Consider the following 13,773-nt stretch of genomic DNA (forward strand, 5'->3'; position numbering starts at 1 on the left):
CTATGGGCCGTCCCGATTTCCAGCCTCCGGCCCCAAGCCTTTCGCCGCACCATCTCTCGCCGATCGGGCGGTACGCGGTGATCACCGCGTCGTACTGGGCTTTCACGCTCACCGACGGGGCCCTGCGGATGTTGGTGGTGTTCCACTTCCACCAACTCGGTTACTCCTCCCTGGAGATCGCCTTCCTGTTTCTGTTCTACGAATTCTTCGGCATCGTCACCAACCTCACTGGCGGCTGGCTCGGGGCCCGCTTCGGCCTGCGACTCACCCTCTGGGCCGGGCTGGTGCTCCAGATCGTGGCGCTGGTGATGCTGGTGCCGGTGTCGGCCAGCTGGCCCCGGTTGTTTTCGCTGGGTTACGTGATGGCCGCCCAGGCGATCAGCGGCATCGCCAAAGATCTCAACAAGATGAGCGCCAAGAGCGCCATCAAAACGGTGGTGCCGGAAACCCCGGAGGATCCTGGCCTCGGGCAACAGCAATTGTTCCGCTGGGTGGCGATCCTCACCGGCTCCAAGAATGCCCTCAAGGGCGTCGGTTTCTTCCTCGGCGGCTTGCTGCTCACCAGCATCGGCTTCTCCTCCGCGGTGGCGGCGATGGCTGGCGGCCTGCTGCTCACCTTGCTCGGCACCCTGGTGCTGCCCGCCGAGATCGGCCGCATGAAGCAGAAGCCGGCCTTCTTGAGCCTGTTCTCCACGAGCGCCGGCATCAACAGGTTGTCGCTGGCCCGTTTCTTTCTCTTTGGTGCCCGCGATGTCTGGTTCGTCGTGGCGTTGCCGGTGTTCCTCGGGACGACCCTGGGCTGGGCGTTCTGGGAGGTGGGCGGCTTCATGGGCCTCTGGGTGATCGGCTACGGGATCGTTCAGGCAGCCGCTCCAAGCCTGCGACGGGCCTGGGGCAGCGGCGGCCCGCCGGGCCCTGCAGCAGTCCAGTTCTGGAGCGCCCTGCTCACCGCCGTTCCAGCCCTGATCGCCGTGGCGCTCTGGCGCGGGCCGACCCATCCTGGCGTGGTGATTGTGGTGGGCCTGGCAGTCTTTGCAGCCGTCTTCGCCATGAATTCCTCGATTCACAGCTACATGGTTCTGGCCTATGCCGATGCCGAATCGGTGAGCCTCAACGTGGGCTTCTATTACATGGCCAATGCGGCGGGCCGCCTGCTGGGGACCTTGCTCTCGGGGGCTTTGTTCATGGTCGGTGGGCTACAGGCCTGCCTCTGGTGCTCGGCTCTTTTGGTGGGGCTGTCCTGGTTGAGCAGCCTGCGGTTGCCTGTGCCTAGGTTTCAGCGGATCGTCAGTGCTGGCTCATCGGGCTGAAAACGGCTTGTTTTCGGTTGGCGTTCCCCCTTGGTCCCAGCCCTCTGGAAGCAAGGCACCGTCGAGTCGGGCCTGGTTCAGAGCTGCACCGCTGAGCTGGCAATCGCGCAGGTCGCAGCCCCGCAGGTCCGCCTGCGCCAGGTTGGTCTGCCTGAGATCGGCGCCATAGAGGCATGCTCCACGCAGCTGGGCTGCAGCAAGTTGGGCGCCCTTGAATACGGTATAACTGAGGTCGGCGTCTGAAAAATCGGCGCCGCCGAGATCGGTGAGCTGGTCGAGCGCGGCGCTGAAATCCGCTTCCACCAAGCCCGCCTTACGCCAGCAGCAGCCAGCGGCGACCACGCCACGCAGGCAGCAGCGATGCATCATGGCCTCACTGAAATCAGCCTGCTGCAGCCTTGAGCTGGAAAAATCCGCCCCATGCCAGCGGGAGCCCGTTGCTTGCAGGCCAAAGAGGTCGGCGCCCCAGATCAGCGCCTGGGCAAAGTTGGCCCCCTCGACCCGGCAGTGCCGCAGCGACGCTTTGCCGAGCCGGGATTCACGAAAGCAGCCCTGGCTGAGGTCGCAACCGGACAGATCCAGATTCACCCCATCGAGATCAGCCAGCCGCAGGCCCTGGAACTGACGCCGACCCTCTGCCAGGGCGAGGCGTAACTCCTGGCCTGTGGTGGGCAACCGCGCTTGGTTGGGCTCCATTTGGTTCGCATCCACTTGCTCGGCCTCCATACAGACACTGGTCCCCAGACTTCTAGTTGCTGTCTTTGGGCGGCCATCACCAGCCTTTCGGCCAGCCCTAACAGCTCGGGCTCCCCATTTGGTGATTGGTGGGGGGCTGTTGGCCCGATGTCCAGCACAACAATGGCCACACTAAATTTCAGTACGACTCAACAAAGACCGAAGGTTCGCCATGGCCTGCCTCGGTCAATTCAAGGTGTTGGCCACTTTGATCCTGGGCCTGGCTGCCTGCTCCCCACCGCCGGATTCGCTCACGGTGGCTGCGGCCATCAGCCTGAGGGAACCCCTGATCCAACTGGCTGCAGTGGCAGCGCCAGCGCCCCCCCAGTTCAGCTTCGCCTCCTCAGGGGCGCTGGCTAGTCAGATCACCCAGGGAGCTCCCGTGGATGTGTTCCTCTCGGCCAGCCCCCGTCAGCTCGATCGGCTGGAGACCCGCGGACTGCTGCTCCAGGGCAGCCGACGCGAGTTGCTGACTAACCGTCTGGTGCTGGTGGTGCCCGAACGGCAGCCGCTCAGCCGCTTGCGCTTCCAGGATCTGAGCCGTCCCTCGATCGCTCGGATCGCCATCGGCGATGCCACCGTGCCCGCCGGCGACTACGCCCGCGAGGCCCTGGCCTTTTTCGGGCTTGCCGCCAGGCTGGAGCCGAAGTTGATCCCGTTGGGGTCGGTGCGGGCTGTTGCCGTCGCTGTGGCCGCTGGCAACGTCGATGCCGGTCTGCTTTATGCCAGTGAGGCGCGCCCTGGCTCCGGTTTGCGGGTGGCGGATACAGCTCCGGAGGCCAGCCACCGGCCGATCAATTATTCCGGAGCGGTCATCGCCGCCAGCCGGCAACCCGATGCTGCCCGTGCCTATCTGGCGTCGCTCAGCGCGGCTGCTGCCACTGCGGCGTTCCAGCGCCAGGGCCTGATCCCTCTCACGCGGCCCTGAGCCCGATGCTGTTCATCCTCCCGGCTGACCTCACCCCGCTCTGGCTCTCCCTGCGTAGTGCCTCGCTCGCGGTTCTGCTGGTCGCTCCGCTCGGGGTGCTGGCGGCCCGCCGGGTGCAGCGCTGGCGGGGTTTGCGCCGCAGCCTGGCCGATCTGGTCCTGCTGGCGCCGTTGGTGTTGCCGCCCACGGTGCTGGGGTTCGTCTTGTTGCAACTGCTGGGAGGCCAGGGGCCGATCGGGATGCTGCTGGAACCGCTGGGGGTTTCGCTCCTGTTCAGCTGGCCCGCCACGGTGCTCAGCTCGGCCGTGGTGAGCTTTCCGCTGATGTATCGGGCGGCACTGGCGGCCTTCGAGCAGATCGATCCCTCCCTGCCAGAGGTGGCCCGCAGCCTCGGTGCCGATGAAGGCCAGGTGCTGCGCCGGATCGTGCTGCCGCTGGCGCTGCCGGGCCTGGTGGCCGGGGTGAGCCTCAGCTTTGCCCGGGCGCTGGGGGAGTTCGGCACCACCTTGATGTTGGCGGGCAATATCCCGGGCCGCACCCAGACCCTGCCGCTGGCGATTTTTGCCGCCGTGGATGCCGGTGATATCGGCGGGGCCTGGCGGCTGACTGCCCTGGTGCTGCTGCTCAACGCCTGCAGCCTGTTGCTGCTGGAGCGGCTTGTGGCCCCTGCTGCCAGCCGCAGGCAGGCGCCGGATACACGGAACCTTGCTGATTTCGGCGAAGCCGCTGTGGAGACGGGAATCTCCCTGGTCCACACGGTCGCCGAAGGGCCCCCGCCCGCCCAGGGCCCCTCCCAGCTGGAGGTGCGGCTCCTGCGCCCCTTGGGTGGCTTTCCCCTGCGGATCGCCTTCCGCAGCAACTCCCGTCGGCTGGCGGTGCTGGGGGCTTCGGGGGCGGGCAAGAGCCAGTTGCTGCGCTGCCTGGCGGGCCTGGAGCGTCCAACCAGCGGGCGGATCAGCCTCAATGGCCGCACGCTGTTCAATGCGGAGGCCGGCATCGACCTGCCGTTGCGCCGGCGGCGGATCGGCCTGGTGCTGCAGCACTACGCCCTCTTCCCCCATCTCACCGTGGCCGCCAATGTGAGCTTTTCGCTGGCGTTCCTGCCTCGGGCTGAGCGAGGCAGGCGGGTGGGGCTGCAGCTGGAGCATCTGGGCCTGTCGGCCCTGGCGGAGCGCTATCCCGCCCAGCTCTCCGGAGGTCAGCAGCAACGGGTGGCCCTGGCCCGGGCCCTGGCGAGTGAACCTGAGCTGCTGTTGCTCGATGAGCCCTTCGCCGCCCAGGATGCCTATCTGCGGCCCCAGTTGCAGCAACAGCTCGCCGACGTGCTTGCGGCCACCGGCGTGCCGGCCCTGCTGGTGACCCATGACCTGGAGGAGGCCTACCGGCTCAGCGATGAGCTGCTGGTGATCGACCAGGGTCGGGTGCTGGCCCAGGGGCCGCCGCAGCAGGTGTTCGAGCAGCCCAGTGAGCTGGCGGTGGCCCGACTGAGCGGCTGCAAGAACCTTTCACGCCTGCGACCGCTGGCGACGGGACGCTTCCGCGCTCTCGACTGGGGGCTGGACTTGCCCCCGGCCCTGCAGAGCAGGCCAGGCTTCTCCCATGTGGGCATCCGCGCCACCCACCTGCGGCTTGGTGCCACGCCAGCGCCCCAGGGAATCCTGCCCCCTGATCCGGGGCTGAATCAGTTCCCGAATCAGTTGCCGAACCAGTGGCCGGTCTGGCTGTTGAAGGCCAGTGAAGGGCCTTTCCAGGTGAGCGCCTACGTGGTGCTCCAGGCCACCAATGGTCTGCCAGGCGGGGATGCAGGGACGGAGCCGGCGGCGCTTCATGTGAAGGTGACCCGTGCCCAGTGGCTGGAGCTGCGCGAGCAGCTCCAGCCCTGGTGGCTCACCATGCCGATCGAGCGGCTGATGCTGCTGCGGCAGAGCCAGCCGCCCCCAGCCGGGGCCTGATCAGTTCTTGATCTTGGCCACCTCGGCCTTGGCCCGCTCCAGCACGTCGCCCTTGAGGGGCACGTAGCCCAGCTCCGCCGCCATCTGCTGCGGTCCGTCCTGCAACGACCAGTTGAGGAAGGCGCGGACCGCATCGGCCTTTGTTTCACCGCCGGTTTCGTAGGCGAGGATCCAGGTGAAAGCGACGATCGGGAAGCTTTCGGCGCCGGGAGGATTGCATTCTTCACCGCCCAGGCGTTCATCAAGGGTGACGCCATTGAGGCCCGCCGCTCCGCTCTCCGCAGTGGCCAGCACGAACTGCCCCTCTTTGTTCTCCAGCGCCGCCGGCAGGATCACGCCACGCACGAAGGCCTGGTTGACGTAGCCGATCGAACCGGGGGTGTTCTGGATCAGGCCAGCCACGCCTTCATTGCCTTTGGCGCCAACGCCGACCGGCCAGTCCACCGCCTTGCCCCGCCCCACCTTCTCTTCCCACTCCGGCGAGAAGCAGCTCAGTGAATTGGTGAAGGCATAGGTGGTGCCGGAGCCATCGGAGCGGTGGGCCACGGTGATCGGCTTGCTGGGGCAGCCCAGCGCACTCCAGTCAGTGATCTTGCCCAGGAAGATATCGGCGAGCTGGGCCTGAGTGAGCTTGAGATTCGGGCAGTCGGGGTTGTTGTAGGCGGGGGTGACGGTGCCACCCAGCATCGGAATCTGCAGCGCACCCCGTTCACCGGCGGCGCCGGAGGTGAAATCATCGCCCTTGAGTTGCTCATCGGTGGCGCCGAAATCGACGGTGCCGGCGATGAATTGCCGGACCCCGGCGCCTGAACCCACCGACTGATAACTCACCTGGTTGCCGGTTTCCTTGGCGTAATCGGCAGACCAGCGTTGGTAGGCCGCACTCGGGAAACTAGCGCCCGCCCCACTGATCGAGGGAAGCTTGGAGGCCGATTGGCCGCAGGCACTGATCGTGGCGCTCAGGGCAAGAAGAGCGACTGGAAGCAGGGCCCGGCGCTGGGGGCTTTGTTTCAACTGCTGGTTGTTGGACACGTTGGTCTATTCGCGGCGCCCTATCCCTAGCGGAGATTGCTGCCGTTTTCGTTATGCAGGCGTTAAGGGGCGCAGCCTCTGCGTGGCCATTCTCAAGCGCGGGTTCTCACCTCCCGGTTGCCAGCTCGTAAGCTGAGCCGACCTTGATCGGGGAGGCGCAGCATCCAGGCGATGACACAAGCTCCGGCCTTGACGCCTGTTCAGTGCGCCCCCACAACCCGCCAAGCCGTGCTGCCCCGCTCGGTACCGCGCGAATTCCTCGGTCCTCCGGCGGCTTGGAACCCAACCGTGGGCCTTTTTTTGGCCGGCTATGGCCTCGCCGGGCTGACAATCTGGGGCTGGTTCGTGGGCCAGTGGCCCCTGGCCGTTCTGCTTGCCCTGGGCTTCCTGGCCCTGCATCTTGAGGGCACCGTCATCCATGACGCCTGCCACAACGCCGCGCACCCCAGCCGCTTCTGGAATGCGCTGATGGGGCACGGCGCCGCCATCCTGCTGGGCTTCAGCTTTCCTGTCTTCACCCGGGTGCATCTGCAGCACCACGCCCATGTCAACGATCCGAAGCGCGATCCTGATCACATCGTTTCCACCTTCGGGCCGCTCTGGCTGATCGCACCCCGATTCTTCTATCACGAGGTTTTTTTCTTTCGCCATCGCCTCTGGCGACGCTGGGAGCTGCTGGAGTGGGGTCTGGCCCGGGGCTTATTCGTGACGATCGTGCTGACGGCCGTTAAACACAATTTTCTCCCTTTCATCTTCAACTGCTGGTTTGCTCCAGCTCTGATGGTGGGAGTCACGTTGGGCCTGTTCTTTGATTACCTTCCCCACCGTCCATTCCTGTCACGAAGCCGTTGGCACAACGCGCGGGTCTACCCCAGCCGCTTGATGAATTGGCTGATCATGGGGCAGAACTACCATCTCGTGCACCATCTCTGGCCCTCGATTCCCTGGTTTCAGTATCAACGGGCTTACCTGGCCACCAAGCCATTACTGGAAGCGAAAGGCTCCCCACAGCGTCTGGGATTGTTTGAAACGCGCCACGATGGAATTAATTTCCTCTATGACATCTTTCTGGGAATCCGCAGCCACAAGCGCGGCCGTAGTCGGCTGCGTCCGATTGCGGCACTGATGCCCACGGCACGAACCCGGCGTCACGTGCTCGACCTGCTGCATCGCACGGCTGTTACGCCGGCGCCCCGCTCGTCTTGATCGCTTTGGCCATGATCTGGGGAACACGGAAGAAGTCTCCTTGCCTCTGGGGGGCCAGCTCTAGGAGCTCCTCTCGCACCGGGGTCGGGTTCACCTGATCGTTGCGTGTCACGTTCACCACTTCCACGGCCCGGGTGGTGGGGGGAACCCCGGTGGTGTCCACCTGCTCGAGATGTCCCACGTAGTCGAGGATTCGCTCCAGCTGGCTGGTGTAGGTGGTGATCGTGTCTTCGGCGAGGTCAAGCCGGGCTAGCACAGCCACCTTGCGCACGTCATCCGCCGTGATTCTGCCCATCGCCGTGATCTCCCTGAATGGGGCTGAACCTAGCGGCAGGGCAGTAGGCAGGGCGGCAGGATCAGCCTGAGGTCGCCCCTCACCCCGAGGCGATGTCTTCGCCCAGGAAGGCTTCGAGATCCTTGGCCAAGGCGCTGGCGGCCTGCTCCAAGAACAGGGCTCCGTGGGCGGCGCTGGCCAGGTAGGGGTCAGAGCCCATGCGTCCATCGGGATGGCGCCGCCGGAAATCCTCCGGTCCATGGATCGGCCCGGCCGCGGCAGGCTCTGGCAGCGGCCGCTGCTTGGCGACCAGGCTCGGTTCGAGATGGAGGGTGAGGGCAATTTCACTCGGGGTGGCGTGGTGGCCCTCCCGATCGCCATACAGCTCCCTGGCCTGCCGCATCACCGGTCCGGCCAGAAACCAGTTGGCCAGCTTGCAGCGCAGGCCCGGAGCCGCGGCCAGACCCCGTGCCGCCGCCGTGCCGTAGGCCTCGGCGAACGCCGCCCGGCAGGTGGCGATGTTGCCGCCGTGGCCGTTGATCACGAAGATCCGCTCAAAGCCATGCCGGGCTAGGGAGAGCACCACGTCATGGAGAACCGCGAGCAGGGTGGTGGGCTGAAGGCTGATCGTGCCGGCGAAACCGAGGTGGTGCTCCGCCATGCCGAACGGTTGGGGTGGTGTCACCAGCACACCGGTACGGCGCCCCACCTCCAGGGCCACGGCATCGGCGGTCAGGGCATCGGTGCCGATCGCTCCGGTGGGGCCGTGCTGCTCGGTGGAGCCCAGGGGCACGATCACGGCTTTGCAGGTCGTGAGATAGCTCTCCACCTCAGGCCAGCTGCGCAGCTGCAGGCGGATGGCCTCCACATGCTCCACCGGACCTGGGCAACCCTGGGCTGTGGTCATGGCGGCGTCAGGAACGGTTGGTTGCATCATCCCTAGGATTGGGGTGGTGCGGGGTCGATCCGGGCGGGCCTGCAGCCGAGGACTTCGGAATGCTTGTACGCAAGCTGGATCAGTTCCGCAAAGAGAAACGCCCGATCTGGATGTTCCTGCGCGATCAACAGCTCTGGATCGAGCAAGCACTCGTCGTGGAGATCGAAGGGGACTTGGTTACCTTCCGCTATGACGCCGAGGAAGACGATGAATCGCACAGCTTGGAGGAAAGCGTCCGTTTGCGATCCATTGTCGCGGTCAGCACCCGGCTGGCCTTTTTCAACCGCAGCACCCAGGCCGATGAACTGGCCACCGCCGGCGACTGCCCGGAATCCGAGCAGTTGCTCCATTAGAAGCAGCCATGGATTCAGTTGCGGTTGCTGAGAGGGCGTTGCCGTTGCTCAGTGAGCGGTGCCGTTGCCGTCGTAGGCGTCGGTGTCGTAGTAGCCGCCACGGGTACCGAAATAAAGCGTGGTCAGGCAAAACAAGCCGCTTCCCAGCAGCAACACAGTGCCGAGGTTGAAGCTGGAAAGAGCGCTGGACATGGGAATGCTTGCTCAAAAGTCGTTAGGGCCAGGCTAGGTCGTCGCCGCATTCGAGCAGGAGACCGTCAATTGCCCGCCCAGTCGCTTCTACGTTGGCCATGGATCATGGCTTGGCCCCCTGCGTGAATGTGGTGATCGAGCGCTGGAGCCACCGGCACGTTCTGGATCTGGCCGCCTTTTCCCAGGCCGATTTCACCACGGTGCTGGAGCTGGCCCAACGCTTTCGATCCCTGCCGACCACTGGTCCCCGCCGCTTGCCGGCCCTGCAGGGCAAGCTTGTCACCAGCCTCTTCTTTGAACCGAGTACCCGGACCCGCAGCAGTTTCGAGCTGGCTGCCCGGCGGCTTTCGGCCGATGTCCAGAGCTTCTCGCCTGCCTCCAGTTCCCTCTCCAAGGGCGAGAGCCTGCTCGATACGGCCCGCACCTACGTGGCGATGGGAGCCGATGTGCTGGTGGTGCGCCACCGCTGCGCCGGCGTTCCCGAAAACCTGGCGTGCCAACTTGATCGCAGCGGTGAGCGGGTGGCGGTGCTCAATGGGGGCGATGGCTTGCACAGCCACCCGAGCCAGGGATTGCTCGATCTGTTCACCCTGGCGCGAGAGTTCGCGCCAGAGGCTCCAACGCCGCAGGCCCTGGCCGGCAAGCGGATCGCGATCATCGGTGATGTGCTCCACTCGCGGGTGGCCCGCTCCAACCTCTGGGCTCTGACCGCCTGCGGTGCCGATGTGGTGTTGTGTGGTCCGCCCACCCTCCTGCCCGAATGCTTTGCCGATTTTGTGGCGGCCCCCCCACCCGGCCAGCGCCACGATCCGGTGCTGAAGCGAGGAGCAATCAGCGTGGTGCGCAGCCTGGAGGAGGCCCTGCCAGGGGTTGATGCGGTGATGGCCCTGCGGCTGCAGAAGGAGCGGATGCGTGAAAACCTGCTCACCAGCCTGGAGAGTTATCACCGCCGCTACGGACTCAGCCACCGGCGCCTCGCTCTCTGCGGCCAGGGCGTGCCGGTGCTCCACCCCGGGCCAGTGAACCGTGGGGTGGAAATGAGCGGGGAGTTGCTCGATGACCCAGCTTTTTCTCTGGTGGACGAGCAAGTACGCAACGGCATTCCGATCCGCATGGCCCTGCTCTATCTGATGGCGGCGGCGGAAGTCCCCCTCCCCTGAGCTCTCCGAGCTGGCTCAGAGCAACTTGAAACCTTCCATCAGCAGCCCGTAGAGCCAGCCGACCCTGGCGGCATCGATGAGTTGGAGGTTGAGTTTGTCGCCGGATTGCTGTTGCAGCCGCCGCCGGGAGCGCACGCTCACTTCGATTGGCACGACACAGGCCAGGGCCGCCAGGGGATCGAGGTAGTTGACGGCACCGGTGAGCATGCCAATCGCGCCACCGAAGAAGAAACCACCCAACAGCAGGATCAGCTGCAGCGAGAAGCGGCGCCACGGGTTGGCGGCCCAGGTCTGCAGCCGCTGGCTGAATAGCCCCACCTGGCGATGCAGGCGCGTTTGCTGGTAGCTGCTCACGGCATGGGGGGGCAGGCCTTCTGGTTGGCGATCCCCATCACCCGACCCAGCAACCTGCCGATCCTTGTCTACACCATTTCTGAAGTGACGCCATGGCCCTGGCGCCATCCATAGGTGATTTCAATCAAAACCTGCCTGCGACCAATCTTCGACAGCCGGGACTCAGCAAGAGACCCGGCTCAGCTGTCGCTTTCCTTGCTCTTGCGGGAGCCCTTGCCCTCAAGGAGTTCGAGCAGGGCTTCCATCTGGGCCATCACGCCGCGGACCTCGCCAGCCTCAGGCAGCAAACCGTCCTCCATGACGCCTTGGTGCATCTCGCGCAACTCCTGACGGATGTAGCGGAGGTGACTCACCACCTGTTCTCGCTTGGATTGCGACATGGAGCAGGCGTCTGATGGCTCACTCCCTTTTACCCGATCGCCGGTTCTGCAGCCATTCTGCCGATGCGCAAGAAGCCACTGCTCTTACCCGAATTTGGCTTTGGCCTGCTCGTAAAAGTCGAGATCGATGCTGGATCGCTTTGATTCCGCCGCCATCGCTTCGATCTTGCGTCGCACCGCCGGCCGCACAAAAAAAGGTACTTCTTTGAGTTTTGCTTCTGCTGCTGGCGTCCAATCCATCAATCCAGTTGCGAAATTGAGAATCCAGTTGCGAAGTGGAGAATAGGGGACTCGAACCCCTGACCTCTGCGGTGCGATCGCAGCGCTCTACCAGCTGAGCTAAATCCCCCTGGCTGGAAAGCTATCACCGTTGCCCAGGCGTCCGTTCGATCTTCCGATGCGATGGAATAAGAGCTCGTTCCTCGTTCATCACCTTGGGCGAGTCCACCGCACCCGACTCCATGCCTTCCGACTCCACGCTTCCCGACTCCCAGGCGGGCCAACCATCGTCTGAGTCGATCACCCTGGAGCGGCTGGCGGCCTTCGATGAGGCTGCCACCGCTGAGCTGGCTCAGCGGCTCGATGACGATGACTATCCATCCCCGTTTGCTGGCCTGCAGGACTGGCATCTGATGAGGGCGCTGGCGATTCACCGGCCCGAACTGGCCCGCCCCTACGTCCACTTGGTCGACCAGGAACCCTTTGATGAGGAGTAAGGGCAAGGGCCTTGATGGCCTTGATCGCCTTGCCGATCCCCTGGCGGGGCGCCGCATTCTTGTGGGGATCAGCGGCAGCATCGCCGCCGTCAAGTTGCCCCTGGTGGTCAGCGCCCTGGCCAAACGGGGTGCCCTGGTGCGCTGTCTGTTGACGCCGAGCGCCGCTGCCCTGGTGAGCCCCCTGGCGCTCGCCAGCCTCAGCCGCCACGCCTGCTTCCTCGACGCAGACCAGTGGAGCCATCGGGCCCCCCGCCCCCTGCACATCGAGCTGGCCGAGTGGGCCGAGCTGGTGTTGGTGGCGCCGCTCAGTGCCAGCAGCCTGGCCCGCTGGGTGCAGGGGCTGGCCGACACCCTGCTGGCCAGCACCTTGCTCGCCTGCGAAGCGCCGGTGCTGGCGGCCGCTGCGATGAACACCGCGATGTGGCGCGCGGCCCCTGTGAGGCGCAACTGGCAGCAGCTCAAAGGGTTCGAGCGGGTGCTCTCCCTGGAGCCGGAGGCAGGATTGCTGGCCTGCGACCGCCAGGGCGATGGCCGCATGGCGGAGCCGGCGTTGCTGTTACTAGGGCTGGAATCCCTTCAGCTCTGGGGTTGGCGGCGCGACTGGCTGGGCAGACGGCTGCTGGTGACGGCCGGCCCCACCCAGGAATTTCTCGATCCGGCCCGCTGTCTCACCAACCCAAGCAGCGGTCTGATGGGGGTGATGCTGGCCCAGGCCGCCCGCTTGCGCGGTGCCCAGGTGGAACTGATCCACGGGCCGCTCCGAGTGGATCCGGCCCTGCTTGATGGGCTGATCTGCCACCCGATCGAGAATGCCGCCCAGCTGCAGGAGGCCCTGAGGCGGCGGCAGCCCGAGATGGCCGCCATCGCCATGGCGGCGGCTGTGGCCGATCACCGGGCCATGGCGCCCCTGGCCCACAAGGGCGAAAAGCAAAACTGGAGCACCAGCCTGGAGGGGAGATGGCAGGAGGTGCCCGACCTCCTGGCCGAACTGGTGCAGCGCCGGCCGGCCGGCCAGAAGCTGCTGGGCTTTGCGGCCCAGTCAGGGGACGTGTTGCCCCAAGCCGTCGCCAAATTTGCCCGCAAGGGCTGCGATCTGCTGTTCGCCAATCCGATCGATCAGGCCGGTGCCGGCTTCGGCGCGGCAACCAACCAGGGCTGGCTGTTGGGCCCAGGCGAGCAGTGCACGGCCGTGGCGCCTGCCAGCAAGCTGGCCGTGGCCCATGGGCTGCTCACGGCCCTGGGCGCCCTGCTCGAACCTGTTGTTCCGCCTGGAAAGGCCGCCGTAGCAGCGGCTCCATCCACGGGTTGTTGAGAGCCGCTACAGGGTGCCAGCAGCAACGATTTCCATCGGTAGGATCGCCAGTGGCGCACCCTGCCTAAGGGTTTTTCACCCTGCCCGTTCGGCTTCTCCCCATGCGTTTCCGACCCCTGCTTGCCCTTGCGCTGGCGCTCTGCCTCACCGTCGTCACAGCGTGCGGCGGCGGTGCCAAAGCCGTCGAACGGGCCAACGTCACCTATGACGACATTGTGAATACCGGCAAGGCGAACGACTGCCCGACCCTGCCTGATTCGGCCCGTGGCTCGATCCCCCTGGATAGCTCGATCCGCTACCAGCTCCGCGATCTCTGCCTCCACCCCTCCGAGGTGTTCGTCAAGGGCGAACCGGCGAACAAGCGCCAGGAGGCCCAGTTCGTGCAGGGCAAGATCCTCACCCGTTTCACCTCCAGCCTTGATCAGGTGTACGGAGACCTGACGATCTCCGGCGACAAGCTCAGCTTCAAGGAACTCGGTGGCATCGATTTCCAACCGATCACTGTGCTGCTGCCCGGTGGTGAGGAGGTGCCGTTCAGCTTCTCCAGCAAGGAACTGTTGGCTACGGCCGAGGGCTCGTCGATCAGCACCAGCACTGACTTCGAGGGCAGCTACCGCGCCCCCAGCTACCGCACCAGTAACTTCCTCGATCCCAAGGGTCGGGGCCTGACCACCGGTTACAGCAGCGCAGTCGGCTTGGTTCCCGCCGGTGACGACGAGGATCTCAATACCGAGAACATCAAGCAGTACGTCGAGGGCGTCGGCAACATGAACCTCTCGATCACCAAGGTGGACAGCGCCACCGGTGAGTTCGCTGGGGTGTTCACAGCGATCCAGCCCTCCGACACCGACATGGGCGGCAAGCTTGCCGTCGATGTCAAAATCACCGGCCAGCTCTTCGGGCGCCTTGAGGAGGCCTGATCGCCTAGCTCC

General features: G+C 65.3%; 17 protein-coding genes and 1 tRNA gene. 9 read left to right on the top strand and 9 right to left on the bottom strand.

Annotation, left to right across the window (positions count from 1 at the left end; translation table 11 throughout):
• Nucleotides 1-2: 2 nt before the first annotated feature.
• A complete protein-coding gene (gene arsJ / locus ACXMDM_RS05130; RefSeq protein WP_259723418.1) occupies nt 3-1,310 on the top strand; it encodes an organoarsenical effux MFS transporter ArsJ in 1,308 nt (435 codons plus the stop codon).
• Here arsJ and ACXMDM_RS05135 read toward each other — a convergent pair.
• On the bottom strand, nt 1,299-2,006 hold the full coding sequence (locus ACXMDM_RS05135; protein ID WP_259734932.1) for a pentapeptide repeat-containing protein: 708 nt from the start codon (nt 2,004-2,006) through the stop codon (nt 1,299-1,301). The genes arsJ and ACXMDM_RS05135 overlap by 12 nt on opposite strands.
• 238 nt (nt 2,007-2,244) lie before the next feature.
• On the opposite strand from ACXMDM_RS05135, the gene modA reads away from it, so the two are divergent.
• Together modA and modB are read left to right on the top strand one after the other, a co-directional pair.
• Complete coding sequence (gene modA, locus ACXMDM_RS05140; RefSeq protein ID WP_259734931.1) at nt 2,245-2,973, top strand: molybdate ABC transporter substrate-binding protein; 729 nt, start codon at nt 2,245-2,247, stop codon at nt 2,971-2,973.
• 5 nt (nt 2,974-2,978) lie between these two features.
• Nucleotides 2,979-4,925, top strand: coding sequence for a molybdate ABC transporter permease subunit (modB, locus tag ACXMDM_RS05145; protein ID WP_499570211.1), 1,947 nt, complete (start codon nt 2,979-2,981; stop codon nt 4,923-4,925).
• Here modB and pstS read toward each other — a convergent pair whose 3' ends face one another.
• Nucleotides 4,926-5,939, bottom strand: coding sequence for a phosphate ABC transporter substrate-binding protein PstS (gene pstS / locus ACXMDM_RS05150; RefSeq protein WP_259723422.1), 1,014 nt, complete (start codon nt 5,937-5,939; stop codon nt 4,926-4,928). It abuts the gene before it with no gap.
• Nucleotides 5,940-6,128: 189 nt separating this feature from the next.
• Between pstS and crtR the strand changes: the two genes are divergently transcribed.
• On the top strand, nt 6,129-7,163 hold the full coding sequence (gene crtR, locus ACXMDM_RS05155) for a beta-carotene hydroxylase (RefSeq protein ID WP_259723423.1): 1,035 nt from the start codon (nt 6,129-6,131) through the stop codon (nt 7,161-7,163).
• Here crtR and gatC read toward each other — a convergent pair.
• Both gatC and ACXMDM_RS05165 read right to left on the bottom strand, forming a co-directional pair.
• Nucleotides 7,138-7,458 (bottom strand): Asp-tRNA(Asn)/Glu-tRNA(Gln) amidotransferase subunit GatC, encoded by a 321-nt coding sequence (gene gatC, locus ACXMDM_RS05160; RefSeq protein ID WP_259723424.1) that lies wholly within the window; start codon nt 7,456-7,458, stop codon nt 7,138-7,140. The genes crtR and gatC overlap by 26 nt on opposite strands.
• Before the next feature lie 79 nt (nt 7,459-7,537).
• Nucleotides 7,538-8,344 (bottom strand): creatininase family protein, encoded by an 807-nt coding sequence (locus tag ACXMDM_RS05165; protein WP_259723425.1) that lies wholly within the window; start codon nt 8,342-8,344, stop codon nt 7,538-7,540.
• An 89-nt stretch (nt 8,345-8,433) separates the two neighbouring features.
• Between ACXMDM_RS05165 and ACXMDM_RS05170 the strand changes: the two genes are divergently transcribed.
• On the top strand, nt 8,434-8,727 hold the full coding sequence (locus tag ACXMDM_RS05170; protein WP_259723426.1) for a DUF6679 family protein: 294 nt from the start codon (nt 8,434-8,436) through the stop codon (nt 8,725-8,727).
• A gap of 48 nt (nt 8,728-8,775) precedes the next feature.
• Here the strand turns inward: ACXMDM_RS05170 and ACXMDM_RS05175 are convergent, their stop codons facing one another.
• A complete protein-coding gene (locus ACXMDM_RS05175) occupies nt 8,776-8,919 on the bottom strand; it encodes a DUF8629 family protein (protein ID WP_259723427.1) in 144 nt (47 codons plus the stop codon).
• Nucleotides 8,920-9,053: 134 nt separating this feature from the next.
• Here ACXMDM_RS05175 and ACXMDM_RS05180 point away from each other — a divergent pair, with 134 nt between their 5' ends.
• Entirely contained in the window at nt 9,054-10,079 is a 1,026-nt protein-coding gene (locus tag ACXMDM_RS05180) for an aspartate carbamoyltransferase catalytic subunit (protein ID WP_259723436.1), read from the top strand.
• A gap of 15 nt (nt 10,080-10,094) precedes the next feature.
• Here the strand turns inward: ACXMDM_RS05180 and ACXMDM_RS05185 are convergent, their stop codons facing one another.
• The 4 genes from ACXMDM_RS05185 to ACXMDM_RS05200 all read right to left on the bottom strand — a co-directional run bounded on the left by ACXMDM_RS05185 (nt 10,095) and on the right by ACXMDM_RS05200 (nt 11,162).
• On the bottom strand, nt 10,095-10,433 hold the full coding sequence (locus ACXMDM_RS05185; RefSeq protein WP_259723428.1) for a DUF565 domain-containing protein: 339 nt from the start codon (nt 10,431-10,433) through the stop codon (nt 10,095-10,097).
• 179 nt (nt 10,434-10,612) lie between these two features.
• A complete protein-coding gene (locus ACXMDM_RS05190; protein WP_071800871.1) occupies nt 10,613-10,813 on the bottom strand; it encodes a DUF8635 family protein in 201 nt (66 codons plus the stop codon).
• Between the two features lie 84 nt (nt 10,814-10,897).
• Nucleotides 10,898-11,053 (bottom strand): PCP reductase family protein, encoded by a 156-nt coding sequence (locus tag ACXMDM_RS05195; RefSeq protein WP_071800872.1) that lies wholly within the window; start codon nt 11,051-11,053, stop codon nt 10,898-10,900.
• A gap of 36 nt (nt 11,054-11,089) precedes the next feature.
• A tRNA-Ala gene (locus ACXMDM_RS05200) sits at nt 11,090-11,162 on the bottom strand.
• Nucleotides 11,163-11,274: 112 nt separating this feature from the next.
• Between ACXMDM_RS05200 and isiD the strand changes: the two genes are divergently transcribed.
• The 3 genes from isiD to psbO all read left to right on the top strand — a co-directional run bounded on the left by isiD (nt 11,275) and on the right by psbO (nt 13,761).
• Complete coding sequence (gene isiD, locus ACXMDM_RS05205; protein WP_071800873.1) at nt 11,275-11,529, top strand: protein IsiD; 255 nt, start codon at nt 11,275-11,277, stop codon at nt 11,527-11,529.
• Nucleotides 11,519-12,841, top strand: coding sequence for a bifunctional phosphopantothenoylcysteine decarboxylase/phosphopantothenate--cysteine ligase CoaBC (gene coaBC, locus ACXMDM_RS05210; protein ID WP_259723429.1), 1,323 nt, complete (start codon nt 11,519-11,521; stop codon nt 12,839-12,841). Before isiD ends, coaBC begins: the two co-directional genes overlap by 11 nt.
• 101 nt (nt 12,842-12,942) lie before the next feature.
• On the top strand, nt 12,943-13,761 hold the full coding sequence (psbO, locus tag ACXMDM_RS05215; protein WP_071800875.1) for a photosystem II manganese-stabilizing polypeptide: 819 nt from the start codon (nt 12,943-12,945) through the stop codon (nt 13,759-13,761).
• Nucleotides 13,762-13,773 lie beyond the last annotated feature (12 nt).

Source organism: Synechococcus sp. CS-603 (genome assembly GCF_977929215.1).

Excerpts from the sequence above, each read along its gene's own strand:
- ACXMDM_RS05175 (WP_259723427.1), bottom strand. The coding sequence starts at position 8,919 with ATGTCCAGCGCTCTTTCCAGCTTCAACCTCGGCACTGTGTTGCTGCTG.
- ACXMDM_RS05135 (WP_259734932.1), bottom strand. The coding sequence starts at position 2,006 with ATGGAGCCCAACCAAGCGCGGTTGCCCACCACAGGCCAGGAGTTACGC.
- ACXMDM_RS05190 (WP_071800871.1), bottom strand. The coding sequence starts at position 10,813 with ATGTCGCAATCCAAGCGAGAACAGGTGGTGAGTCACCTCCGCTACATC.
- psbO (WP_071800875.1), top strand. The coding sequence starts at position 12,943 with ATGCGTTTCCGACCCCTGCTTGCCCTTGCGCTGGCGCTCTGCCTCACC.
- isiD (WP_071800873.1), top strand. The coding sequence starts at position 11,275 with ATGCCTTCCGACTCCACGCTTCCCGACTCCCAGGCGGGCCAACCATCG.
- coaBC (WP_259723429.1), top strand. The coding sequence starts at position 11,519 with ATGAGGAGTAAGGGCAAGGGCCTTGATGGCCTTGATCGCCTTGCCGAT.
- ACXMDM_RS05170 (WP_259723426.1), top strand. The coding sequence starts at position 8,434 with ATGCTTGTACGCAAGCTGGATCAGTTCCGCAAAGAGAAACGCCCGATC.
- ACXMDM_RS05165 (WP_259723425.1), bottom strand. The coding sequence starts at position 8,344 with ATGACCACAGCCCAGGGTTGCCCAGGTCCGGTGGAGCATGTGGAGGCC.
- crtR (WP_259723423.1), top strand. The coding sequence starts at position 6,129 with ATGACACAAGCTCCGGCCTTGACGCCTGTTCAGTGCGCCCCCACAACC.
- ACXMDM_RS05195 (WP_071800872.1), bottom strand. The coding sequence starts at position 11,053 with ATGGATTGGACGCCAGCAGCAGAAGCAAAACTCAAAGAAGTACCTTTT.
- arsJ (WP_259723418.1), top strand. The coding sequence starts at position 3 with ATGGGCCGTCCCGATTTCCAGCCTCCGGCCCCAAGCCTTTCGCCGCAC.
- modB (WP_499570211.1), top strand. The coding sequence starts at position 2,979 with ATGCTGTTCATCCTCCCGGCTGACCTCACCCCGCTCTGGCTCTCCCTG.
- gatC (WP_259723424.1), bottom strand. The coding sequence starts at position 7,458 with ATGGGCAGAATCACGGCGGATGACGTGCGCAAGGTGGCTGTGCTAGCC.